17 protein-coding genes are annotated in these 24,336 nt (G+C 42.5%); 11 read left to right on the top strand and 6 right to left on the bottom strand.

What is annotated here, in order from left to right; translation table 11 throughout:
• Window positions 1–36: 36 nt before the first annotated feature.
• Both C2869_RS03755 and C2869_RS03750 read right to left on the bottom strand, forming a co-directional pair.
• Complete coding sequence (locus C2869_RS03755) at window positions 37–1,065, bottom strand: hypothetical protein (protein ID WP_108601679.1); 1,029 nt, start codon at window positions 1,063–1,065, stop codon at window positions 37–39.
• Entirely contained in the window at window positions 1,058–1,591 is a 534-nt protein-coding gene (locus C2869_RS03750) for a sigma-70 family RNA polymerase sigma factor (RefSeq protein ID WP_108601678.1), read from the bottom strand. The genes C2869_RS03755 and C2869_RS03750 overlap by 8 nt, the downstream gene beginning before the upstream one ends.
• A 624-nt stretch (window positions 1,592–2,215) precedes the next feature.
• Between C2869_RS03750 and C2869_RS03745 the strand changes: the two genes are divergently transcribed.
• The 3 genes from C2869_RS03745 (at window position 2,216) to C2869_RS03735 (ending at window position 6,287) form a co-directional block, all read left to right on the top strand.
• Window positions 2,216–3,670 carry a c-type cytochrome gene (locus C2869_RS03745; protein ID WP_108601677.1) on the top strand — a complete coding sequence of 485 codons (1,455 nt, stop codon included), beginning with the start codon at window positions 2,216–2,218 and terminating at the stop codon, window positions 3,668–3,670.
• Between the two features lie 74 nt (window positions 3,671–3,744).
• Window positions 3,745–4,152 carry a hypothetical protein gene (locus C2869_RS03740; RefSeq protein WP_159084019.1) on the top strand — a complete coding sequence of 136 codons (408 nt, stop codon included), beginning with the start codon at window positions 3,745–3,747 and terminating at the stop codon, window positions 4,150–4,152.
• Window positions 4,153–4,244: 92 nt separating this feature from the next.
• Window positions 4,245–6,287, top strand: a complete 2,043-nt coding sequence (locus C2869_RS03735; RefSeq protein WP_108601675.1) for a TonB-dependent receptor plug domain-containing protein — start codon at window positions 4,245–4,247, stop codon at window positions 6,285–6,287.
• A gap of 53 nt (window positions 6,288–6,340) precedes the next feature.
• Here C2869_RS03735 and C2869_RS03730 read toward each other — a convergent pair whose 3' ends face one another.
• On the bottom strand, window positions 6,341–7,225 hold the full coding sequence (locus C2869_RS03730; protein ID WP_108601674.1) for a LysR family transcriptional regulator: 885 nt from the start codon (window positions 7,223–7,225) through the stop codon (window positions 6,341–6,343).
• A 137-nt stretch (window positions 7,226–7,362) separates the two neighbouring features.
• Between C2869_RS03730 and C2869_RS03725 the strand changes: the two genes are divergently transcribed.
• From C2869_RS03725 to C2869_RS03705, 5 genes are all read left to right on the top strand, one after another.
• Entirely contained in the window at window positions 7,363–8,199 is an 837-nt protein-coding gene (locus C2869_RS03725; protein WP_108601673.1) for a sulfite exporter TauE/SafE family protein, read from the top strand.
• A gap of 733 nt (window positions 8,200–8,932) precedes the next feature.
• Window positions 8,933–10,441, top strand: coding sequence for a family 43 glycosylhydrolase (locus C2869_RS03720; protein WP_108601672.1), 1,509 nt, complete (start codon window positions 8,933–8,935; stop codon window positions 10,439–10,441).
• Between the two features lie 31 nt (window positions 10,442–10,472).
• Window positions 10,473–10,817 (top strand): hypothetical protein, encoded by a 345-nt coding sequence (locus C2869_RS03715; protein ID WP_108601671.1) that lies wholly within the window; start codon window positions 10,473–10,475, stop codon window positions 10,815–10,817.
• 203 nt (window positions 10,818–11,020) lie between these two features.
• The gene (locus tag C2869_RS03710) at window positions 11,021–12,268 is read left to right on the top strand and encodes a hypothetical protein (RefSeq protein ID WP_159084018.1); all 1,248 of its coding nucleotides are present in this window, start codon (window positions 11,021–11,023) and stop codon (window positions 12,266–12,268) included.
• Between the two features lie 513 nt (window positions 12,269–12,781).
• Window positions 12,782–16,165, top strand: a complete 3,384-nt coding sequence (locus C2869_RS03705; protein ID WP_108601669.1) for a DUF1553 domain-containing protein — start codon at window positions 12,782–12,784, stop codon at window positions 16,163–16,165.
• A gap of 287 nt (window positions 16,166–16,452) precedes the next feature.
• On the opposite strand, the gene C2869_RS03700 is transcribed toward C2869_RS03705, so the two are convergent.
• Entirely contained in the window at window positions 16,453–18,069 is a 1,617-nt protein-coding gene (locus tag C2869_RS03700) for an IS1634 family transposase (protein WP_159083991.1), read from the bottom strand.
• A gap of 193 nt (window positions 18,070–18,262) precedes the next feature.
• On the opposite strand from C2869_RS03700, the gene C2869_RS03695 reads away from it, so the two are divergent.
• Together C2869_RS03695 and C2869_RS03690 are read left to right on the top strand one after the other, a co-directional pair.
• On the top strand, window positions 18,263–19,735 hold the full coding sequence (locus C2869_RS03695; protein WP_108601668.1) for a DUF1501 domain-containing protein: 1,473 nt from the start codon (window positions 18,263–18,265) through the stop codon (window positions 19,733–19,735).
• A gap of 144 nt (window positions 19,736–19,879) precedes the next feature.
• On the top strand, window positions 19,880–21,121 hold the full coding sequence (locus C2869_RS03690; RefSeq protein WP_108601667.1) for a c-type cytochrome domain-containing protein: 1,242 nt from the start codon (window positions 19,880–19,882) through the stop codon (window positions 21,119–21,121).
• A 105-nt stretch (window positions 21,122–21,226) separates the two neighbouring features.
• Here the strand turns inward: C2869_RS03690 and C2869_RS03685 are convergent, their stop codons facing one another.
• Window positions 21,227–21,475 carry a hypothetical protein gene (locus C2869_RS03685; protein WP_108601666.1) on the bottom strand — a complete coding sequence of 83 codons (249 nt, stop codon included), beginning with the start codon at window positions 21,473–21,475 and terminating at the stop codon, window positions 21,227–21,229.
• Between the two features lie 40 nt (window positions 21,476–21,515).
• Between C2869_RS03685 and C2869_RS03680 the strand changes: the two genes are divergently transcribed.
• Window positions 21,516–22,538 carry an NHL repeat-containing protein gene (locus C2869_RS03680; protein WP_108601665.1) on the top strand — a complete coding sequence of 341 codons (1,023 nt, stop codon included), beginning with the start codon at window positions 21,516–21,518 and terminating at the stop codon, window positions 22,536–22,538.
• Between the two features lie 355 nt (window positions 22,539–22,893).
• On the opposite strand, the gene C2869_RS03675 is transcribed toward C2869_RS03680, so the two are convergent.
• On the bottom strand, window positions 22,894–24,330 hold the full coding sequence (locus tag C2869_RS03675) for a DUF1501 domain-containing protein (RefSeq protein WP_108601664.1): 1,437 nt from the start codon (window positions 24,328–24,330) through the stop codon (window positions 22,894–22,896).
• Window positions 24,331–24,336 lie beyond the last annotated feature (6 nt).

Here is a 24,336-nt window from a genome sequence, read left to right as displayed (position 1 = left end):
GGGAGTCGTACGATTCCGGCTATCCTACATTTGTTCTCAATGATATTCAGGGCTAAAAAACTCTTCCGCTAACGCCTCGGTTTCTACCCTTTGTAAACTCACTTGATAACGCTGATCACTGCCTTGCATATGCACGCGGTTAAACACGATTTTCTCGATTTGATAGCTGTCGGCTTGATAGTAAATGAGTACTTGTTTAACGCCTTTTTGCTGGTCTTTTTTATCGGCAATAATTAGTGATAGCTTACTATTGGCTAGTTCTGAAGTTTGAATATTAGTGTGGGCGTCAGCTTGATAAGTAAGTTGATATTTTTCTGTTAGAGTGACCAATAATAAAGGCAGATCCATAAAGGCCATATTGACGGCATCACCAGCAAATGGCAGCTTGATTTTGCTAAAGTCTGAGTAGTGTTTAATTTGGTTTTTATGATCTAACTTCCAGCTAGTATCCTGATTGCGACCTCGTAGCAATTGGCCTTTTTCGGTTTGCGCCACTAGTAAGTATTGGTCGCTGCCACGCATATACAGCTGGGCACCATCGAGCCATTGAGCTGCTGGTTTTATGAGCGTTTTACTGGGCTTGTCGCTTTGCCGATCTTGTTTTAACTGCTGTTTTTTTTGCTTAAGCGCAAGCTGTTCAGGGCTTAAATTCTGCTTATTTTCGATAGCCTCAACATGAACTTGATATAACCTGTCACTTAAGTGTTCTAAATACTCTATTAGGTTTTTTACTTCAGCTATGGCGGTGTTTGCGGGCAATAGCCAAAACGACAAGGTTACGACAAATAGGCAAACGGAAGCCGCTAAACCCATCCAACTATTTTTACCAAATGGCAAAGTAAAAACATTGCTGTGCGGGCGCTCACGAGTGTCGTTAGTTGAATCTAGTTGTTCGGTTGCTTGACTATCAATTGCCGCCATCACTTTGGCTATTCTGTCTTCATTCTGTTGCTTTGCTTGCTGTTTATCTTGATAGGTATGGTGTAGCAAGGCGTCCAACAATTGCTGTTTGGCGTGCTCCTGATATTGTTCTTTTGTGGCTTGGTTTTGCTTTGGCTTAGTCATGTTCACCTGCCATTGCGATCTTTTTACTTAAGCAGTCAAACAATACTTGTTTGGCGCGTTGCAGGCGTTTTTTTAGTGCCTCGGCTGAAATGGCCAATTGCAGTTTGGCCAGCATTGGCTTTTGCTCTTGTATATAGCGTACTTCCACTGCTTGGCGATATTTGTCGGGTAGTTGTTCTATACAGTCTTTAAGTGGCGCGATTTTATCATCCCAACTATCGCCGGGTGTTTGTTCTAGGGCATGGATATGTTGTTCAAGAAAATCCAATACTTCATCATTACACAACAGCATTTCCCGTTTTGATTTACGGTAATGGCACAGCAAATGATTTTTGGCGATACCTCGCAGCCAAGGCGCAAACGGCCGCGACGAATCGAACTCATCGAGTTTGTGCCAAGCAGTGACCATGGTTTCCTGAAATATCTCATCTACCAAATGCGGCGCTTTGGCAGTGGCGCGCAAATAAGTTAACAGCATCTGACTGTTCTCTCGCATTAGTATTTCGAAAACCTGTTTGGCTTGCATTTTTACTCGTATTGTTGATGTTGTTTTTAATTATTGTTCGCTAGTTAGCAAAAGGGGACATTTATTTTTTATATTTTTGAAAAGTTACTGGATACCAGATTTGGCACACAAGCTAGTTCACTTTGAGCGAAATCGAAAGGTCGTGCGTATCTTTGGTAACCTGAACCCTTCGACTACATCGTACTCTGGGTGAAGGTATACCTTTTAAAGCTAGCGTTAACTAATATGTTCTACGATAGCGATGCAGCTCTCTACCTACTTCACCTTGAGCGAAGCCGAAAGGTCGTGAGTATCTTAGGTAAAATGAACCCTTCGACTGCTTCGCGCTCAGGGTGAAGGTGTACCTTTTAAACCTAGCGTTAACTAATATGTTCTAGGATAGTGATAAAGAGCTCTACCCACTTCACCTTGAGCGAAGTCGAAAGATCGTGAGTATCTTAGGTAACTTGAACCCTTCGACTGCTTCGCGCTCAGGGTGAAAAAGCCGTTTTTGCCAACATGATTTTACCTTTGCCCTCGGTTTTGTCGTTCTCTAACGCTCTGACTACAATTTTTTGTCCCGTTTTTACCATCTTCAAACAATACCTAATATCGAGTTTAGATTTTTAGTTGTAAAGGTATTGTATGTTCAAACCGAGTTCTCTAGTCATTGCGTTGTTGAGTCTTGTTTTAGTTAGCGGAACCGCGCTTGCGGAAAAGCCCGCTAAAACAAAAAACGTAGAAAAATATGCGGATGAATACAGTGGCCGCCATAATCAGAAAAATATTCGTATGGCGGTGGCGTCTAAAGCGTTCTCTTGGCTTAGTGGTTCACCTGCTGATAATGAAAAGTTATCGGTTGGTAAATCGGCGCAGTTTTTTGGTTTTGTGGCATTGCGTTACCAGTCAGACCGAGCAGCAAGGCGCGGTGATTTAGGTCGAGTATTTCATCATTTGGCAAGCGAGCAGCAACGAGCGGCTGTGCTAAAAGCGGCCAAGCAAGAAACACAGGTTATGCAAGATTGGTGGACGGTGCGCAAGCAAATTTTACGACAACTTGAGTATCACCTGTATACCGGCGAGGCGATTAATGAAACTGAGTTGTTAACGTTAAGCGCAGAGTTTGGTTGGCTTAATGCCCATGCTGGCTTAATTGAGGCACAAGCCTGTGCCAGTATTGAACAGCACTTAACGGCGGCACAATGGCAAAAGCTTAAACAATTGCGTAAAGATCCAGCGCTGGCCAGTCGCGATAACAAAGCTAGGCTGGACTTTTCTAGCGAGCTAGAGCAGAACATACCAGACAATAGTAAGGATTTGGCTGCGCGCTATGAGGATATTTTTGCTAAGTGCTTTAGTTACCTAACTGGCACATTGCAAGATAGAGAAGTGATCCCGTTAGGGCAACCCGCGCAATTTTTTGGTTTTGTTTCTATTCGCCATAAAAGCGGTCGTGGTGCCAAGCGTGGCAAAATATCCAAACAGTTTGATAAGTTATTAAGTCGTGAACAACTTACTTATTTAAACAAAGCGACTAATGCCTTGCTGCTTGAGATTAAGCAATTTAAACGGCTACGTCGTGAGCTTATGTTGTATATGGATCGGGTTAGATTCGGCAATCAGCAAACCTTTGATTTAGAAGAGTATAAGCAACTTGCCTATAAGCTTGGTGTAGTTGAGATCCGCTGCGCTATTATTGAAGCGCTAAGTTATCGTAAGGTTCGTGCTGTTATGTCAGAGGCGCAGCAAGCGCAAATGATGGTTTTACGCAGCGATTATATCATTGATAGTAAAACGACCGAGAACTTGGCTGGGTTAGATCGCGGTAAACAGTTATTTAAGTTATGTGCTGGCTGTCATCAACAAAATAACTTAGCTCCAAGCTTAAACGGTATTCTTAATCGTCCAGTTGCCAGTTTAAACTTCGCGTATTCAGATGCATTTAAACAGCAGCAAAGTGCTATTTGGACCAGCGAAAAGCTCGACTCATTCTTAGCCGCACCCGATAAAGCTATTCCTGGTAATAAAATGGGGTTTGCTGGCTTGCTTAAAGCGCAAGATCGCCAAGCCTTAATTAGCTATTTGAGTACGTTAAAGTAATTAATAAAAAATGGCTGTTCACATGTCGGGTTAAAGTATTTAAAATGGCTAGCAACCGACTTTTCGAGTTCAGTATGCGTCAATTCCTTCATAAAATAGCTATTATCATATTAGTGTTGTTTGCCTTTATTGGGCAAACAATGGCTTATGTTATGGCTACGCCTTGTGAAGCGCCGGATGACACACATCATGCTGAAATTAGCGAATTTGCCCCTGCCGCGCTTCATCAACAAGATAATCATTCGCAACAAATGGCAGATAAGACCAGTCTTAGTACCAGCCAAGACGATTGTTGTGATATTGAATGCTGTGATGTGAGTTGCCCGTGTGTCGGCAGTGCTTGCTCGTCAGTGGTGTATATACCATTTTCATTTAATCCGACAATAATGATGCCGATGAGTGAAAGTATTGACTCATCTTATTTTGCACAAGCTAATTCAGTTACCTCTAGCGTTTTTCGCCCCCCTATTTTTACCTCTTAGGCTCAGTGCGCCCGTATTGCACTTAATAACCTATTTTCTAATTTCTATTTTTAAAACGCTAAACAGCGCGTTTAAGCATTCTTGAGGTAAAAATGCTTTTCAATTTTTCTAAAAAGGCACTCGTAATTGCCTTGTTGCCAGCATTTGCCAACGCAAATGAAAAACATCAAACACATTCTACTCATGACGAAAACAGTCATAAACAGAGTTCGCACTCAGAACAACATCATGACAAGCATGAGCATCATGACCACCAAGAACAAGGTATTGAAACGATTCAAGTTAGGGCGTCGCGTTTAGGGCGAATTGTCACTGAATCTGCCACTAGAACGGAAGTGATTAACGCCGAAGAAATACAAGAAAAAGCCATTATGCGCCCTGGCAATATTTCAATGTTGGTTGCCGAAACCGGTGGAGTTAGAGTGCAAAATACGTCACCCGCTTTGGGCAGTGCCAATATTCGCTTACAAAGCCTGTATGGCCGTTACACCCAATTATTAAGCGATGGTTTACCTTTGTATGGTGGACAAACCGCATCAATCGGTTTACTACAAATACCGCCAACGGATCTAGCTAGCGTGGAAATTATTAAAGGCTCAGCTTCGTCGCTATATGGCGGTTCAGCTTTAGGTGGTGTAATCAATCTGATTTCACGTACGCCGTCAGATAAATTTCAAGGTGAAATACTCGCCAATGCCACCACTAAAGATGGGCAGGATATTACCACTTATATGGCGTCGCGTTTTTCCGATGACGTTAGTGCCTCGTTAACTGGCGGTGTACATCATCAAACCGAACAAGATTTAGACGACGATGGTTGGATCGATATGGCGGGTGTTCATCGCACTAGCCTTAGACCGCGACTTTATTGGCAAGATGACAGTGGGGCTAGTCTGTACGTAACGTTAGGCACAATGACAGAGCGGCGACACGGCGGCAGCCATAACGAATTTAAGTTGCCCGATGGTAATGTTTTTAAGCAAAATCAACATTCAGACCGCAACGATGTCGGTTTTATATTTGATCGACCTTTAAGCGACAATATCGATTTGAATGTTCGTGGTTCAGCAATGGAGCAAAATCATGAGCATGAGTTTGGAAACTTGATTGAGCAAGATAACCATCAAAGCTATTTATTGGAGTCGAGTGTATCTATTAATAGCGACCAAATTGCTTGGTTAGTGGGAGTTGCCTATCAATCAGAGCAATTTGCATCGGATACTTTTGCTGATTTTAATTATGCCTACCAAGTGCCAGGCTTGTTCTCGCAAATAGACTATGAAGCCAGTGACGATGTCTATGTTTCGTTAAGTGCACGAGCGGATTGGCATAATGAATACGGCAGCCAGTTTAGCCCAAGGGTTTCGCTATTATATAGCCCAGACAATTGGACAATTCGTGGGGCATATGGTCAAGGTTTTTACGCACCTAGCCCGTTTATAGAAGATATTGATGAAGCGGGGTTATCGCGTTTGCAACCTTTAGATAACCTAGAAGCTGAGCAAGCGAGTACCGCCTCAGTCGATATTAGTTATACATTTGGTCAAATAGAAACCAGCATGACCCTGTTTGCGTCAGATATTGAAAACGTGACTGAACTAGAAGTGATTAACGGCACGACACAGTCATCAGATAAGCAGGTGCAGATTGTTAATTCCGCTGGTACCAGTCAAATAAGTGGCGCTGAATTACTATTACGTTATCGCTGGCGAGATATAAAATTTACCGGCAGCTACTTGTATACCGATGCAACAAAAGCGAATAAAACAAATAGCACTCGCGAACCTTTGTTTTTAACACCTGAACATTCAGCCGGTTTGGTCATTATGTGGGAAGAACACGGTAGCCATTTGGTAGGGTTTGAAGCCTACTATACAGGCACGCAGCACCTTGAAAATAATCCCTATCGTGAAAAAAGTGAGGCGTATTGGCATCTTGGCTTGTTAGGGCAAATAACCTTAGGTCGCTTTAGCTGGTTTATCAATGCTGAAAATTTATTGAACATAAGGCAAACAAAACAAGACCCGTTATTGTTGCCGCAACAAGCAGCCAGTGGTCGATGGACCACTGATATTTGGTCACGTAACGATGGTTTTATTATGAACGCGGGTGTGCGTTTTCAATTTGGTGATTAATCATTTGGTTTTTTAAATGCCCCGTTATCTGGGGCATTTGTTTGATCGGATGACTACTGAGTTTTTTTCGCTTGTTCGATAAAGCTATTTAAATAGTCGATTTGCTGATCTTCTTTGCGGATCCCAACAAATATCTGTTTGCTGATACCTTGCTCACCAAAGCCAAGGCTTTTAATTGGCATTGTTTTGGCGTACTCATCGACTAACCAGCCGGGGAGGGCGCAAACTCCGCGGCCCGCGGCGACCATTTGCAGCATAATTTCGGTTGTTTCGATGATTTTGTGTTTTTTTACTGAGCACTTGGCAGGATTAAGGAATTGGCTAAATATATCTAGGCGCTGCGGTTCGACTGGGTAACTAAATAACACTTCTTGGCTAAGTTGCTTTGGTAAAGCAAAGTCTTGTTTAGCGAGCGGATGCGATGAAGCCACGACTAAACGGTGTTCGTAATCAAATACAGGAATATAGTCAATTTTCGGTTTGAATAATGGGTCTGGCGTGATCAATACATCGATTTCGTAACTGAGCAATGCCCCTAATGCGCCAAATTGAAATTCTTGTCTAACATCGATATCAATTTCCGGCCAGTCAACAAGATAAGGCTGGATCACACGCAGCAGCCATTGGTAACAAGGGTGGCACTCCATGCCTATTCTTAACGAGCCCATTTCGCCTTGGGCAATGTGTTTGAGCAAGAGTTCGGTGTGGAGAAATTGCGGCAGTATTCTATTCGCAAGGGCTTGAATGCGTTCTCCCGCTGCGGTTAAGCGTAAATTTCGGCCGTCTTTTTGCCATATTGGAGTCGCCAACTGACCTTCTAGTTTTTTTATGCTGTGGCTTAATGCGGATTGTGATAAATGCAATGAGTCAGCAGCTTTGGTCAAGGTTCCTTGCTGTTTTATGGCGGTGAGAATTTCTAAATGAATTCGTTCTAACATGGTTTGCCTCGGCGCGATTAACTAATGATGAGATATTCTCATGTAATAATGAAATTATATCACTTTTATTCATTAATATACTGCCGTTACAATCACCTCGTTTTTAAAGCCCACTACCTTTTTAAGTCATATTGTTAATGAATATATTTGAACTACTCACGCAAAATTTGTCGTCCTTTTTAGCATTAATCACCACGGGTATCTTTGCCGGTATTTTAGCTGGCTTATTAGGGGTTGGTGGCGGTATTGTTATTGTGCCTGTGCTGTTTTTTTTATTTCAAAGCTTTGGAGTCTCGGCTGAGTCTGCCATGTTGGTAGCAACAGCGACTTCACTAGCCACTATAGTGCCAACTTCTATTAGCTCAATTCGCTCTCACCATAATAAAGGCAATGTCGACTTTGATCTGCTAAAGCGTTGGTTCTGGTTTATTTTAGCTGGCGTATTGCTAGGTAGTGGACTAGTCACCCAAGTGGATGGTGCTGGCTTAACCCTGTTGTTTGCTGTTATCGCGATTTTATCGGCATTAAACATGTTATTTAGAACCGGAAAGTCAGCGCTTTTTACTCAATTACCTAATAAAGCTGGGCAATCGGCAATGGCGACGAGTATCGGGTTTTTCAGTTCAATGGTTGGTATTGGTGGCGGTACGCTGTCTGTACCTTTGTTAACTTTGTTTAACTACCCTGCTCACAAAGCGGTTGGCACCGCCGCCGCAATAGGATTAATCATTTCGTTGCCTGGGGCGTTAACTATGTTGATCTTTGGCCATACTCCAGCCGATGCCCCTGTTGGTACTGTCGGTTTGGTAAATTGGCTTGGCTTTGTTTGCATTGTACCTTTAACCGTTTTGTTTGCGCCTGTTGGAGCGGCGTTAGCTGCTAAGTTAAATGCGACTAAGTTGAAAAAAATCTTTGCTTTAGTGTTACTGATCACAGGACTACGTATGTTGGCTAATTATTTTTATGCCGGTTGATATTTTATTGTTGGCTTTGTAGCTGTTGGTTGCCACATTGATTTTTGTTGTGTTCATTTTAGCCTTGGTAAGCCCATAGGTTATATTTTTAACGTGAGACTTTGCGTACCCATCGGCCTAAAGGCACGACCTACAAAACTGTTCTATTTATGCGTAGGCATCAAACGCTATTATTAAGAACTTGTATTGAGTTTAAGCGTCGTAAATTTCGCCTGTGGGCATTGATTTTTGTTGCGGGCATCTTGGTCTTAGTAACCCCGTAAGTTATATTTTCGCGTGATACTTAAGTAGCCATTGACCTTAAAACACAATTTGAAAATGCCTTAATTTTCAATCACATTCCAGTTAAAACCTATCTAGCTGTAACTTGTAGGTTGGCCTAAAGGCACGACCTACAAAACTGTTCTATTTATGCGTTGGCATCAAGCGCTCTTATTAAAAACTAGTATGAGTTCAGACATCTTGTGCTTGGCACTGGCAAAATAATCTAGTTTTATCAAATTATTGCTACTTCAATATTAATGAGCGGTAGTCATTTATGAAAATAGGCGATTTAAAGCAGTAAGACATTACTTTTGAGAAACCATGTCATTGGTGCTTGCTTGCTATATTTATATTAGATATTAATATATTACAAATTGTTGAGTGATTTGTGCAGGGAGGCCAGTTTATCCAATTGTTGTGTATAAAAGTCCCTAGTTTGTGGCTGTTTTTCCTATTCATGAGGTAACTAATGAAAAAATTGTCTTCCTGTCTTCTTACTGCCGTGCTTGTAACACCTATTCATTTAACTTGGGCTAAAAATAAACAAAACATCAATACGGCTCCTTATCCCTTTGGTAACCCAATTATCTCACATATGTATACCGCGGATGCAGCGCCCAAAGTGATGCCTGATGGCCGAGTATGGATGGTGACTTCAGTCGACCATGAACATAAAAAGGGTTATCACAATATGGAGGCTTTGCATGCTTTTTCGACCGCTGACATGAAACATTGGGTTGATCACGGCACTATTCTGCATACCGAAGATATGCCAGAACCCCAAGGACAAGATTGGGCAATTTGGGCGCCAGACGTGGTGTACCGCAACGGGACTTATTACATCTACTATCCAATGCGCAATTATTTAGATGCAAAAAAACAACGCAAGGGCGGTGTCGACAGGTATGTGGCAATTGCTACTAGCGAGCGTATGAATAAAAAATTTGATATTACAGTTGAGCGCATGAAAGGTATTACTCGCGCCGGTTTAGATCCATCTGTTTTTATCGACGACGATGGTAGTGCCTATTTGTACTGGAATCAGGCGTTAATGGCTAAACTGCGTGATGATATGCTAGGCCTTGATGGCAAAATGTTTAAGTTAGATTATGGTAGTGATAACTTTATGGAAGCGGCTTGGATGCATAAACGTCGTGGAAAGTATTATTATAATTATCACACTAAATATAATGGAAAGGTTGATCGTAATAACCCAGATGATCCCGCTCGTAAAAAGTCACATTTAGATTATTCAATGGGGGATTCTCCTATAGGCCCGTTAAAGTATATGGGCACTATTAATTATGAATTGGGGTCTAATATCAGTGAAAATTTTGCACCTAAATTTCCCGGAAAAGATTATGTACCATGGCGTTTAACTCAATCAAACCATGGCGCAGTATTAGAATATCATGGTCAAGAATACTTTTTTTATCACACATCAGCGGTCTCTTCTTGGCGTCAAGATAAGTTTAAAGCTGAAGGTACATGGACACAGCGCTCTGTTGCGGTTGATTACTTAAATTATAATGAAGACGGTAGTGCAATACCGGTTAAGCAAACGTTAACTGGGGTTGACGCTGTTAAAATTGCGCAGCCATTTAGTATTAAGCCTAAATTAGATAACAGTGAACAAGGCCTATTGACTGCAAAAAACGGTGATGTGGTTAAGTTTAATAAGTTGGATCTCGGTACGGGTTACTATTATTTTGGCATGACGGTTCATAAAACGGTTAGCAACGGACATATTGAAGTCCGCCGCGATAGTCCAGATGGCATGTTAATGGGCACCTTGTTACTGCGTGATAACAGTATGATTATCAATAATGCGCGCACTGAAACATTTTTGCGTGAAGCTTACGGCAATAATCGAGATGTTTATTTGCTGTTCAAATTGGCCACAGGCGATTCGGTAACAGTGTCTGCGCCAGACTTTTTTGCAGGCTCGCCATTGCCAGTACCAGGCGATAAGCGCTAGTTGTATTGATTTCTTAAGTCGATTTGTCGATATGAAAATTATCTATCTAGTGCTATTAAACGTTTTGTTTATGGTGAGGGGCTTTTCTCAAGAAGTACCTAATTCAGAAACGGTAAAGCCGGTGTATACCGCAAGCGAAATTATGCAAATTGCCCATAGCTACCTAGATAAAAACAAAGCTAATTCGTTGTCTAAATATTATCTTAGTTCAATTAATTTTCGCCAAGCTACTTGGCATCAAGGTAATAGAATGGCGGGTAAGCCAACATGGAGATTGTTTTATATGTGTAAAGAGCTTAAATCTTTTGGTTGCCACTTTTCTTTATCTATTTCGAATGACATTAAACCTGTGGTTAAGTACAGCCCAGGTAGATAGAAAAGCTATCGAATTGTTATATTTGTTGGCTTTCAGCTGTAAATGGAAACCGGTGCGCGCTTGAAAAGCAGCTTTTATTGTTTTGCAGTGGTCTAGCTGAACCTATATTCATTGCACAAATAATGTCTATACAGGTAAACAGATTGATTGCTGACCATTTTGTAGTTCTAATGCTTGTTTTTAATAAAATGGAAGGGAAGCGCATGAAGCGTAATCTATTAGCCTTAAGTATTGCCGCATTATTAACTGCTTGTGGAGGCGGAAGTTCATCGAGCGATCCAAGCTCAGAACAGTCACAAAAAGTCTCTGCTGCTGAACTCAATCAGGTTAAACGAAACCTGTCAGATTTGGGTTATGACAATCTGTCTCACCTGAGTACGCAACAAGTTGCCATTGTTAAAAAAGCGCTAGCTGATGTTGGTTTTAATAGCGGTCAAGTTAACTATTTGATTGATGAATTAGATATTAGAGCTAGTGTGGCTGATAAAAATGCCGGTTTACCTAGTGATATGGTAGGCGTGTGGAAAACGGTTAATGAGCAGTTTTTCTTATTTGTTGGCCAAAAATCCTACAATGTTTACATTAATGATTCAGTGGATGATTGCTGGCATCAAGTCATGTTTCATATCGCTCATCAAGATGGTGACGATTATATTGGTGAAGATGCATATAGTGGTTTTCGCTTCCCTTTAACTTTAAATAAGTCGTCTACCAGTGATGGGCTCTTTTATAAAGACCCAACATTAACAGAAGTATTTGTGCCAGCCACGGTTAATGACTTTACCACTAAAAATATTTGTGACAACCCACTGGCACCAACCAAAACTGTTGATGTCGAAATTGCTGTTCAAGAGTTACCTCAAGCCATCAAATTATTAAAAGCGGGTAACCCAAGGTCTCGTTTACAGTGGCAAATATTTTTTGATATCAACAAAAATAATCAATACGACGTTGGTGACTTAACCTTTTTACATCGTCATGTAGCGGCTATGCAATCGGCTGATGAAACGGTTGTTAATGTGACAGACACAGTACCTAATTTGTATATTGCTTTTCAAAGCCAAGCCGATACAGTTTCAGGCCGCGCACCATTAAATAGAGCAGGTAAAGTCACTGTTTCTGGTAATACGTTAAAGTACAGTTTCGATAGCAATGACAATGCTATTTTACGTTATATTGATAGCACGACACCGATTAAGGTAACAGCTGAGTTGATCCACCCAGCGAGTGATAATGCGCTGTATGGTAACTTATCGTTAAGCGATGAAGGACCTTGGAACTGGACATCGGACGGACACGCAGACGCTTATCCTGATCCTATTAGAACAAGCGCAAATGTCACGGGCTTTGTCGATAATGTTAGTGGTCAAGTTCATAATGATTCGTTAGATGATCAACAAGGCGAATCTAAATGGATTGATATTGACAGTGTTAAAGTCACTGTTAATTAAATATACAGCTTGTATTAGGCTGCACATTCTAGCAGCCTAATGACTCCGCCAGTGAACATCTCTCATTAGACTGCTATTTACGTAAAACAATACGGTTTTACATTGCCATGGTATAAACCTCGGCATCGCCATAGATAACAGCAATCTAATCTTGGTTAAATTCAAATACAAATTCAAACCCAGTCGGGCGGCATTTTGTCCGTGTGAATGGGTAATTTTTACACCTTGCTAAGTGTTAAATAGTGTAAAAATATTCCATCTTGCCAGTGGTAAAAACTACGCTAACCCCTTTAATATCAAGGCTTAGGTCTAAAACCCCACCATATCCTCGAAATTATACTATTTACCATTTGGCACATAGTGCAAGCTAAATATTTCGCAATTGATAATCTCTTTCGCTCATTGAATATTGTTAACAGTATGTCGATTTTTAGTGCAGCAGTTAATTAGCAATTAAGCCGAACGTTATATTGACAGAGTTGACAGAGTTGACAGAGTAGAGAGAGAAAACAAATGAGACGGTTTTCTAATAGTTTGTTTAATTTTGATGAGCCGCTAGGTTGGCTCAGGGTGAAACTAGATAAACTATCAAGATTTTTAAAAATTGGTTTTACGAGCCTGATTTTTAGTTTTTTAGCTGGCTGCGGTGGCGATGAAAATGGTGATGAGAACGTCGCCACTAAAATCGCGTTAGATCCTAACGAGCCAATTAGTTATAGCATTCAAGTTAAACCCATTTTGTCAGATCGTTGTTTTGGTTGTCATGGCCAAGACGAAGCGAATCGCAAAGCGGATCTACAATTACATAATGCAGAGTCAGCGTATAAAAAGTTCAAAGACGGTAGTCAACCTATCGTGCCTGGCAATGCCGAGAAAAGTGTGGTTTATCAGCGTATTATCTCTACCGATCCTGATTTTGTGATGCCGCCCAAATCGTCACATACCGTGGTGACGCCCGAAGAAGCTGAAATTATTAAGGTGTGGATCAACCAAGGCGCGAAATACGAGAAACATTGGGCTTATATTCCACCCAAGCTTCCTAAAGTGCCTGCAAATGATAAAGATGATCAATACCAAGTATGGCCATCTAATTCTATCGATAACTTTACCTTAGCCAAGATGGTTCAGCATGGTCTAACCCCTGCAGAGAAAGCCGATAAAGCTAAGTTAATTCGTCGTGCGTTTTTGGATATCACGGGCGTTATTCCTTCGCCAACGCTATTCGACAAGTACATGGCAGATAAATCTGAAAATGCTTACGAGAAAATGCTAAACGATTTATTCGCCTCAGAGCGTTATGGCGAAAAAATGGCGAGCTATTGGCTCGAGCTAGCGCGTTATGGCGATACCGACGGTTACCAAAACGATGGTGAGCGCAATATGTGGCCGTGGCGTAATTGGGTTATTGATGCTTTCAATCACAATATGCCGTTTGATCAATTTATGATTGAACAGCTTGCCGGTGACTTATTAGAAAACTCAACTAAAGACCAGATCCTCGCGACAGGTTTTAACCGTAATACGCCGCTAAACGCTGAAGGCGGGATTATCGATGAAGAGTTTCGCGTTGAATATATTGCCGATAAAGTTGATGTGACCTCGACTACCTTCCTTGCTCATACTATGGGATGCGCACGTTGTCATGACCATAAATATGATCCGCTGTCGGCAAAAGATTATTACAAGATGTTTGCCTTCTTTAATAACACGCGCGAGACCGGTATTAGCGCCGGAAGCTGGGCAAAACCCAATACCTTTTACTACCCAGATAAACAAGACAGCGAATTGGCAGCTTATATTGAAAAAGAAATTGCTCAATTAGAGGCCAAGGTCAGCAAAGTGGAAAAGGCCCACAAAGCAGACATAAGCGCCAAGCTTAAACAGCAAGCTAAAGCCGCAATTGATCGCAGCAATGCTGATAAATATAAAAATCTGGTCGCCAAAGGTAAAAACTACATTAGTTTTGAAAGTCGCTTTGGCAAAGATCCGGACAAAGTCAGTATCGCTAATACCGCAGTCGTGCCGGGTAAATTTGGTAATGCATTGCGTTTTAATGGCCAAGGCAAATACTCGGGCTTTGCTAATTCACGCGTTCGACCAAAAGTATTTAATAAAAAGCCTTTAGGTTTAAGTATATGGACACGTCAAGCGACAGCGCAAGACTTGAAAGTGTTTGATGATTTGCCGACTTACATTGATGAACAACCGCTATCGACAAAATCATTAGCGAACTTGCCAACCAGCGGCTTTCGTTTAGCCGCTGAGTATCAAAAGAATACCAAAAAGAAGAAAGGCTTTGATTTAGCCATTAATGCTAACAACCAGCTGGAATTTGCTATTGTTGGTGATTGGCCTAAGCACGCGATAAAAGTGGTGTCTGAAGTTTTACCGAAAAACACTGATTGGCAGCATATTTACGCCCAATACGACGGCTCAGAACAAGCTAAAGGTTTATCGCTTTATCTCAATGGTAAAAAGCTGAAAAGCCAGATTGTGCAGGATAACTTGGAGGGTGAATCCACTGCTATTCGCTTTGGCGATATAGAGTTCGGCGCGCCGCGTTTAGCTGAATCAGGGCTGTATACGGGGCGTGATCTAGATGAGTTTCGTTTGTTAGATAAAGTGCTAACCGCTAAAGAAATTCAGTTACTGGCGACATCATCACCTTGGCAGATCGCTGGCGGACAATTTAAAGAATATCCAAGCGAATACTTGGCTGATAATCAGCAGTACATACAAGATAAAACTCAGCTATTAAAGACACAGGAAAAACTGCAACGCTTAATTGATGATAGAGCAGTGCAGATTATGGTGATGCAAGATGCTGCGCCGTTTGATAAGCCAATCCGTGCTACCTATTTGTTAGATCGTGGTAGCTACGATAAGCCAGTAAAAGAAGAAGCTTTGACAGCCAATATTCCAAGCTACTTTGGTGATTTAACCGGTAATTATCCGCAAAACCGCCTAGGGTTAGCTAAATGGTTGGCATCTGATGAAAACCCACTAACCGCACGCGTCATGGTTAACCGTTTATGGCAACTGGTGTTTGGGCGTGGCATTGTTAACACCTCTGAAAACTTTGGTAATCAGGGCGACTTGCCGACGCATCCGAAACTGTTGGATTGGTTAGCTATCGAATTTAAGCAGTCGGGTTGGGATATTAAGTACATGCTTAAATTGATGATGATGTCGAGCACCTATCAGCAAAGCTCAGATTTTCCTATTGCGGACGTGATACCAGATCCAGAAAACATCTACTTATCACGCGGTGGTCGCTATCGCATGACAGCGGAACAAATTCGCGACAGCGCATTGCAAGCGTCGGGTCTGTTGGTCAACACCATCGGCGGGCCGAGTGTTAAACCTTATCAACCGGCTAATTTCTGGCAGTCGATTAACGCTAAGGTCGCTTACAAGGAAGATACGGGTGATGGCCTATATCGCCGTGGTTTATATAGCTACTGGAAACGCACCGCTGGCGTACCTTCAATGATTATTTTTGATGCAGCAACCAAAGACTATTGTGTATCGCGTCGGCAAAGCACTAACACGCCGTTGCAAGCGCTAGTGATGTTTAACGACCCGCAATATGTTGAAGCTTCGCGCGCTTTAGCAGAAAAAGCCTATAGCCAGTTTACTTCGCCAGTTGAGCGTATCGACTATATCGCGCGCAGCTTATTAAACCGCTCGCTAGAAAGCAGTGAACTGGCCGAACTCACGTCGTTACTCGATGAAATGTTGGTCGGTTACCAAGCTGAACCTGAACAAGCGAAACAGTTGTTCTCGGTAGGTGCTAAGCAGGCTGCGGTTGATGAAGCCAGCTTTGCTGAAGTAGCGGCTTATGCCGTCGTATCTTCCGCGGTAATGAATCTGAGCGAATTTATAACTCGCCAATAAATAGTCTTCTCACTCGAACTTTAGGACTGCATTGTCAGCGCTTCTCGCCCCAATCACTTATAAGAGCATAAGCTCATGGGGTCTCGAAGCTTGACGGCTTTGCCTAAAATCCGATTGCTTTGACTATAAATAAAAGCCGATCTTCCGCACTTAATTATAGATACAGGATATTTTGTGTGGTTGCGGCCCTAAATTTTTAAGTAGATCTGTTTGTTCGATAAGCTTATCCTGTTTTACGCGCACGACAAATGCCACCGCATAGCAGTGTATTTTTCTTCAAGTGATGGCTAGCTCAGTTGATATATATCTAAAGCTTCTTTGCCAAATAAGCGAATGATTTTCTCTTCTCTTTCACTGATATTCGCGACCCCAATGCCTTGTGTTCCTAAATCAACATAACTTATCCCTCGCAGCATTTGAAAGACCCAGCGTAATGTAGGCGATTGCGTGGGGTGCCCTAACTGATTGGGCAAGGTTTCGTCTTCTTTTGTTAATCTCGCTCTCAATTCGTATTGACCTAAGTTGTAAACCAGCAACGATAAACTCATGACCATCAGTAATGCGTCTATCCGTTGTGGGTTTTGCAGGTAAATGCGATTGCTTTGAAAGGATTTGTCTTTCATGAACCTGAAACCATTTTCAACTTGAGATTGTTGCTTGTATTCCTTAAGCATTTGCGCGGGTGTTAAACTCGTTTTATTTGTGGCTAAGACGAATCGACCAAGTGGGTGCTTCGCTTGGGCTATGGCTTCTGCGTTTTCTACAATGTCTGCTATGACCCGGTAACCTTTGAGTTTTTTATCTTCTGGCTTCGGTCTTCCTCGTTTTTCGTATCCCCATTGAGCCTCTATTTCGCGTTCAACAACTTGGTGATACTTCGCTTTTTTAGCGGTATTTTTAAGTGCCTGTCTCGCGTCATGCTCACACGCATACAATGTCCCTGATACTTTTTTCAATGCGCGAGTTAATGCTTGATGTGCGTTATCGATTTTCTTTTCCAATGTTTTCAGTTGGCGAGCTTTACCTTGCTCAGAGCTGTATAGCACCCAGTTTTCATTCGGGCTGTCTTTGTCTTCATCGTTAATTTTGGCGTAACGATAACCGTTATCTAATTCGCACCATTCAAAAGCATCATCGCTTTTCGCACTATTTTGCTTAACTATGTTTAAGGTGGCTGGCACGCGTGTCAGCCAATTCACGTTGGCATTTTGAAGCTTATTCGTGTTGTACAGCGCTGAATCAGCTACCCATAACATGTCTTCGCTATTATTGAGTTCTTCAATGAAGTTACGCATATAAGCAATGCTGTCATGAAATATCGTTTTGTCTGCTGCATTACCGTCATAACTTTCATAATAAATCGGAAGTCCTGCTGGGCCGTTGGTAATGAGATTAACAACCACTTGTTTCAAGTCGGGGCGATGGTCTTTGGAATACCCTTGTTTAGGTATTGGGGCATGCTTCCAATCACCATTGTATTCACCGAATAAGGCTAAGCTGGTGCTATCTAAATGATGGCTGGTGCTTAATAAGCCATGCTCTTGAATAATTTCAAAAGCTAACTGACTAAATAAACGTGTCGTCCCGTGTTGATTCAGTTTATCAAGACATCGACCCAGCGCATCCTCATTCATATCATCGGCACAAAGCCCTGGCGCTATCAATGCCTCTATCGGTTTGTCTTTAAAAAAGTCTGGGGTCATATACAAAGTCGCATTGGTGAACCCAAGACCATTCAGGATTAGCGCGCAGATCCGCTGCCCATACGTAGACTTGGTTCGTTTATCCAATTTAATCGGCAGCATCAGGTCAATTCGCTGTGCAATTTTGTACTTTTTCAATAACGCAGCGACTAAACCAAGGTGATCCATAGATTGAATAGAGACTTGTTTGATTTGGGGCATTAATGGATCTGATAAATATAATGACAAGGATATTGTTATCTTAGCGAAGCTGTTTGAAATACTGTGTGATCTGTAGCGTGAATAAGGGTGATCTTTTACTTCAATGCTTGTGATCTATTTCGCACAATAAAGTGACTTGCTAAATTTTCAACATTTGAGATTAAAGTACGGAAGATGGGTAAAAGGATAAATCATGACTTTTAATAAAGATTTAAATCGTCGAGATTTCTTAAGGCTTTCAGCTGGCTGTCTCGGTGGCGCGGCATTGGGGTCGTCTTTTACTGCGAATGCTGCTATGGATCACGGTGTATTAGGTGCGCCGCATCATTTACCTAAAGCCAAGCGGGTGATCTATTTATTCCAAAGTGGCGCGCCGTCGACCCAAGACTTGTTTGATTACAAACCGCTGCTACGAGAGAAACACAAAGAAGAATTGCCTGATTGGGTGCGCAATGGTCAGCGTTTAACCGGTATGTCGTCGGATCAAGCTTCATTCCCGCTATGTGGTTCCAAGTGGGACTTTAAGCAATATGGTGAAAATGGTGCTTGGTTCAGTGAGCTAATGCCGCATATGGCAAGTATCTCGGATGAGCTGTGTACGATTAACTCGATGGCGACGGATGCCATTAACCACGACCCTGCGATAACCTTAATGCAAACCGGTTTTATGATCCCAGGACGGCCAAGCTTAGGTGCATGGGTCAGTTATGGTTTAGGTTCGACCAATAACAACTTGCCACCATTTATTGTTATGACTTCTAGCCCAGGTGGTCGCCCTGCAGGTCAGCCCTTGTATTCACGCTTATGGGGCAGTGGTTTCCTACCTTCGGTTTATCAAGGCGTACAATTTAGACCGGGTGCTGATTCGGTGCTGTATTTGAATAACCCGAATGGCATTGATGGTGCGAAACGTCGTCGCACGCTAGATCGTTTATTAAAGCTCAATGAGAAAGAGTATGAACGCAGTCGCGACCCTGAGATCTTGTCGCGTATTTCTCAATACGAAATGTCGTACCGCATGCAGGAATCGATTCCGGACGCGACTAACCTCAGTGAAGAGCCGGATCATATTTTTGACTTGTATGGTGAAGATGCCAGAACACCTGGCACTTACGCTGCCAACTGTTTAATGGCGCGACGCTTAGTCGAGCGCGATGTACGCTTTATCCAGCTTTATCACACAGGTTGGGATCAACATAAAGAGATCCCAGAAAAACTGCCGGTACAAGCTAAAGACACCGACCAAGCCACAGCGGGCTTAATTAAGGACTTAAAACAACGTGGTTTATTGGATGACACGCTAGTGATTTGGGGCGGCGAATTCGGCCGCACCAGTTACTGCCAAGGTGAACTTACCGACAAGACCTATGGTCGTGATCACCACCCTCGCTGTTTCACCATGTTTATGGCTGGCGGCGGCACCAAGTCTGGCTTGATCTACGGTAAAACTGACGATTACGGCTACAACATTGTTGATGACAGTGGTCAGCCTATCGCCGCTGACAAGCATCACTATGTGCCGGGTGCCGTGCATATTTATGATTTGCAAGCCACCGTTATGCACTTAATGGGGATCGATCACACAGGTTTAACCTACAAGTATCAAGGCCGCCGCTTTCGCTTGACGGATGTTCATGGCCACGTGGTTAAAGATTTATTGGCGTGATTTTTCACACTGAGCGCTTAATTACTGTAGGTCGAAATTTATTTCGACTGGTTAGATTGTCGAGATACAGGATTTTGTTCCCGACAAATCCTAAGTACCTGCATCCATGCAGGCAAATCTCGACCTACAAAGAGGTTTTTCACAATGGATATCATCCAATTTTTAGGTCGTTTTCACGTATTGCTACTGCATTTGCCGATTGGCATTTTGTTTATGGCGGCCTTTATCGAGATTTACTGGGTTTATAAAAAACAGCCACGTAATGTTTTAATCAAAACGGTTTGGTTATGGGGTGCGGTTAGCGCCATAGGCGCGGCATTTTTAGGTTATCTGTTATCACTTGGCGGTGGCTATAGTGAAGACGCTATCGCGACTCACAGAAACTGGGCAATTGGTGTGATTGTTTGTTCGTTTTTCTGTTGGTTTTATTTAGGGCGTTTAACCCTAAAACAGAAAGAAGGACAGCAAGATGGACAGAAAGCAGGGCAGCAACAAGGACAAGGTAAACAGATCGTTGCGCTTAGTGTGCTGCAGCTATTTCTGTTGTTCTCGACTGGCCATTATGGTGCCAATATGACGCATGGTGAAACCTACCTTGTTGAGCATGCCCCGGTTTTTGTGCAAAAAATGGCAGGGCTCAAAGTGCGTGAGCCAGTGACATCGGTAGCGCAAGCGCAAATTTATCCTGATGTGATTGAACCAATACTGATGCAACGCTGTAGTGGTTGTCATAACGATCAAAAAGCCAAAGGTAAGCTTAGTGTTGCGAGTTATGAAGCAACCATGGCACACGTTGTCGTCGCCAATAACAGTGCTGAAAGTGAACTGTATAAACGCATTACGCTTGATAGCCATGACAAAAAGTTTATGCCTGCTGAGGGCAAAACACCTCTAACGGAAAAACAAGTGCAACTGATTGCTTGGTGGATTGAAAACGGTGCACAAAACGAAGTGAGCGTGGCTGAATTACAACCCAAGGACAAGATAAATACCCTAATTGCTCAAGAGTTAAAACTTGGTGAATTTGCAGAAAAGGAGCAAGAGCAGATCGCTGAACTACCGGCTGATGTCGTTGCTCAGCTTGAACAAGCTGGTTTTCACGTTAGCCGTATTCAGCAAGGCAAACCTTATGTCAGCTTGATTTACGCCAAGGTTAAACAAGATATTCATGAGCAAACTATAGCTACTTTATTGCAAGCTAAAGCGCAAACTAAATGGTTAAAACTGGCGAAAAGCTCAGTTACCGACCAGCAATTAAAGCAATTAGCTGAGATGAAAAAACTAACCCAGCTAGATTTATCCAATACGCAAATCAGCAAGCAAGGTTTAGCGGCTTTTACTGAGCGATCTAACTTAAAAATTAATACCTTTAATACCAACTTGTAGAGAGACTTTAGTCTTGCTCTTTTGGGTAAGGCTTGCAGGCTCTGCAAGCATAAATGCTCGCCTACAAAGGTAAGGTTTGCAGGCTCTGCAAGCATAAATGCTCGCCTACAAAGGTAAGGTTTGCAAGTTCTGTAAGTATAAATGCTCACCTACAAAGGTAAGGTTTGCAGGCTCTGCAAGCATAAATGCTCGCAACAAAGGTAAGGCTTGCAGGCTCTGCAAGCATAAATGCTCGCCTACAAAGGTAAAGTTTGCAGGCTCTGCAAGCATAAATGCTCGCCACAAAGGTAAGGTTTGCAGGCTCTGCAAGCATAAATGCTCGCCTACAAAGATAAGGTTTGGTTCTGTAAGCATAAATGCTCACCTACAACAAAATACAAAAAGGCAACAATTTATGAAATTCATTACCCGTCGCTTAGCACTACTGCTAATCGCTACTTTAACGGCTCCTATTACCGCGTTTAATGTTGCGGCACATGACAAGCATCATGGCTATAGCCATGAAAAAGGCTGGTTAAAACCCGCCGAAGGTCAAAAACATATTGGCCAGTCACATGGTGAGATCGCCGTATCTAAAAATGGAGATATTTACGTTAGCGTGATGGGTAAGCAAGGTGGTATTCAAGTGTTTTCACCACAAGGTAAATACTTGCGCAATCTACCTAAAGCCCCTTGGGATATTCATGCATTAGTGATTAAACAAGAAGGTGATAAAGAGTTTATCTACGCGCCCACTATGTTTAGCTACAAAATCCTTAAAATGGATTTACAAGGTAATAAAGTGCTAGAAATTGATGCACTTAAAACTATTCCTGAGCGTTACCATAATGAAATTACGGTACATAAAAACTGGACAGATAAACGTAAGTTACGCTTGTCGGGAATAGCCGTAGCAGATAGCGGCGAGATGTATATTGTCGATGGTTATGGCCGTGATTTTATTCACCAGTTTGATGGCAAAGGCAATTATCTAACCACCTTCGCGGGTAAAGGCAAACCTTGGAAGTTTAGCAATTGCCACAAAATAGCTATTGATCCGCGCTACACACCCAAACGCTTGTTATGTACTGATCGCAATAACGATCGTTTGGTGCATATGCAATTAGACGGCACCTTGATTGGTGATTATGCCACCGACCTACGTAAACCGAGTGCTGTGGCTTTTTATAAAGATAAATTAGCAGTTGCTGAGATCCGCGGTCGTGTCAGTATTCTCGATATTAATGGCAAGATAGTTAACACCATAGGCACTAATGACAATGCTAAGCAAATTGGCCATGATCGTACCGCTCCAAAAGACTGGCAAGACGGCATATTTACGTCACCGCATGGCATTGCGTTTGATGCCAAAGGCAATTTACTGATTACTGAATACAGTAAATGGGGCAGGGTGCTTAAGTTTAATGTTAAGTCGTAGCACACGACTTAACGCCTTGCTTCAAAGTCGGAAACTAAGAATGTCTAGGTACTGCGCTTAACTATCTTAGTTTCAATACTATGGATACTGACTGATTTTTCTTGTGCCAATAGTAGTGTTTCCAGAAAAAATGATCAGGTGAATCACTCGCATAATTTACTATCACTCGTGATGTTTTTAACCATATTTAGATTAAATAAACAACTTTAGGCTGAGCTCGCTTAAGGCGCCTACTTTTGGTGTCGAAGTCTTATTACTTTCTAATTTACCGCCACTTCGACTGCTTCGCGCTCAGTGTGAAAGTGATCACTAATGTTTTCCACTAATCAAAATTAAATTGAAAATGTACTAGTCTTTAAGCCAATATTTTATTAACCACATGACCATGAACATCAGTTAATCTAAAGTCGCGTCCTTGGCTGCGGTAGGTTAGCTGTTCATGGTTAATACCGAGTAAATGCAGCAAGGTCGCGTGTAAATCGTGCACATGCATTTGGTTTTCGACAATACCATAACCAAAATCGTCTGATTTACCGTATACCATGCCCGGTTTAATGCCAGCACCAGCCATCCACATTGAGAAGCAATTAATATGATGGTCGCGGCCAGTACCTTGCGACATCGGCGTGTGGCCAAATTCGCCACCCCAAATCACTAAGGTGTCTTCTAATAAGCCGCGTTGCTCTAAATCCAATACTAGTGCGGCTGACGCTTGGTCGACAGTTTTACACACGTTTGGCAGTTGACCGTCAATATTGCCATGATGATCCCAGCCGCGGTGATAAAGCTGAATAAAGCGCGAGCCGCCTTCAACCATTTTACGCGCTAACAAGCAGTTGCGCGCAAAGCTGTCGTTGCCTTGGCCTATACCATACATATCTTTAATGTAATCGGGTTCGGTTTCTAGGTTAGCGAGTTGCGGTAAACTTTGCTGCATTTTAAACGCCATTTCGTATTGCAAGCTGCGGGTGATTTGCTCTGGATCTTGCAGGCGATCTCCAGCCATTTTGTTCATGCGTTTAATGTAGTCAATCAATCGCCCTTGATGCGGACGAGCTGTGCCCGGGTTTTGTAAATAATGAACCGGCACTGCACCCGATTGAAATTCAATACCTTGAAAACGACTGGGTAAAAAGCCGGAATGCCACTGGTTGGCCGCCAAAGGTTGTGGGCTACCTGCTAGCTCTTTAGAGACCATCACCACATAAGGTGGTAGATCATTAGCGTCCGCCCCTAATGCATAATCTACCCAAGAACCAACACTGGGTCGGCCTGCCACCCCATGGCCGGTATTCATAAAATTATGCGCTGTGGCATGGTTAATTTGGTCAGTTTTCATCGAGTTGATTAAGCACATTTTATCCGCGAGGTTTTCGCCGATATGCGGCAATAGGGTCGACATATGTAACCCTGATTGGCCGTAGCGTTTAAACTCGAAAGTTGGTGCTCGCACCTTCAACGCTTTACCTTGCAACTGAGCTAACTGCTGTCCTTTGGTAAGCGATTCTGGCATATCGGTTTCGTGATACTTGATTAAGTCCGGTTTGTAATCGAATAGATCAACATGCGATGGCCCGCCTGCCATGTATAACCAAATTACCCGTTTAGCACGTGGCGTCGTATGGTATTGATTGAGTATGCCAGTCCATTTTCCATTGTTGTTGCCAAGCTGGCCATTACCTATTTTGCTAGCGTCTCCCGCGGCGAGTGCCGGAAAAACATTCGCCATACCCAAGCCCGTTGCCGCACTGGCAGCAGAAAGTTTTAAAAAATGTCTGCGTGAAATCGTCATGATTTT

Source organism: Saccharobesus litoralis (assembly GCF_003063625.1).
Lineage (GTDB): Bacteria > Pseudomonadota > Gammaproteobacteria > Enterobacterales > Alteromonadaceae > Saccharobesus > Saccharobesus litoralis.
This window is presented reverse-complemented; position numbering and strand designations above follow the sequence as displayed.

Excerpts from the sequence above, each read along its gene's own strand:
- C2869_RS03745 (WP_108601677.1), top strand. The coding sequence starts at position 2,216 with ATGTTCAAACCGAGTTCTCTAGTCATTGCGTTGTTGAGTCTTGTTTTA.
- C2869_RS03705 (WP_108601669.1), top strand. The coding sequence starts at position 12,782 with ATGAGACGGTTTTCTAATAGTTTGTTTAATTTTGATGAGCCGCTAGGT.
- C2869_RS03735 (WP_108601675.1), top strand. The coding sequence starts at position 4,245 with ATGCTTTTCAATTTTTCTAAAAAGGCACTCGTAATTGCCTTGTTGCCA.
- C2869_RS03720 (WP_108601672.1), top strand. The coding sequence starts at position 8,933 with ATGAAAAAATTGTCTTCCTGTCTTCTTACTGCCGTGCTTGTAACACCT.
- C2869_RS03680 (WP_108601665.1), top strand. The coding sequence starts at position 21,516 with ATGAAATTCATTACCCGTCGCTTAGCACTACTGCTAATCGCTACTTTA.
- C2869_RS03675 (WP_108601664.1), bottom strand. The coding sequence starts at position 24,330 with ATGACGATTTCACGCAGACATTTTTTAAAACTTTCTGCTGCCAGTGCG.
- C2869_RS03725 (WP_108601673.1), top strand. The coding sequence starts at position 7,363 with ATGAATATATTTGAACTACTCACGCAAAATTTGTCGTCCTTTTTAGCA.
- C2869_RS03730 (WP_108601674.1), bottom strand. The coding sequence starts at position 7,225 with ATGTTAGAACGAATTCATTTAGAAATTCTCACCGCCATAAAACAGCAA.
- C2869_RS03750 (WP_108601678.1), bottom strand. The coding sequence starts at position 1,591 with ATGCAAGCCAAACAGGTTTTCGAAATACTAATGCGAGAGAACAGTCAG.
- C2869_RS03755 (WP_108601679.1), bottom strand. The coding sequence starts at position 1,065 with ATGACTAAGCCAAAGCAAAACCAAGCCACAAAAGAACAATATCAGGAG.
- C2869_RS03695 (WP_108601668.1), top strand. The coding sequence starts at position 18,263 with ATGACTTTTAATAAAGATTTAAATCGTCGAGATTTCTTAAGGCTTTCA.
- C2869_RS03690 (WP_108601667.1), top strand. The coding sequence starts at position 19,880 with ATGGATATCATCCAATTTTTAGGTCGTTTTCACGTATTGCTACTGCAT.
- C2869_RS03685 (WP_108601666.1), bottom strand. The coding sequence starts at position 21,475 with ATGCTTACAGAACCAAACCTTATCTTTGTAGGCGAGCATTTATGCTTG.
- C2869_RS03715 (WP_108601671.1), top strand. The coding sequence starts at position 10,473 with ATGAAAATTATCTATCTAGTGCTATTAAACGTTTTGTTTATGGTGAGG.
- C2869_RS03700 (WP_159083991.1), bottom strand. The coding sequence starts at position 18,069 with ATGCCCCAAATCAAACAAGTCTCTATTCAATCTATGGATCACCTTGGT.
- C2869_RS03710 (WP_159084018.1), top strand. The coding sequence starts at position 11,021 with ATGAAGCGTAATCTATTAGCCTTAAGTATTGCCGCATTATTAACTGCT.
- C2869_RS03740 (WP_159084019.1), top strand. The coding sequence starts at position 3,745 with ATGCGTCAATTCCTTCATAAAATAGCTATTATCATATTAGTGTTGTTT.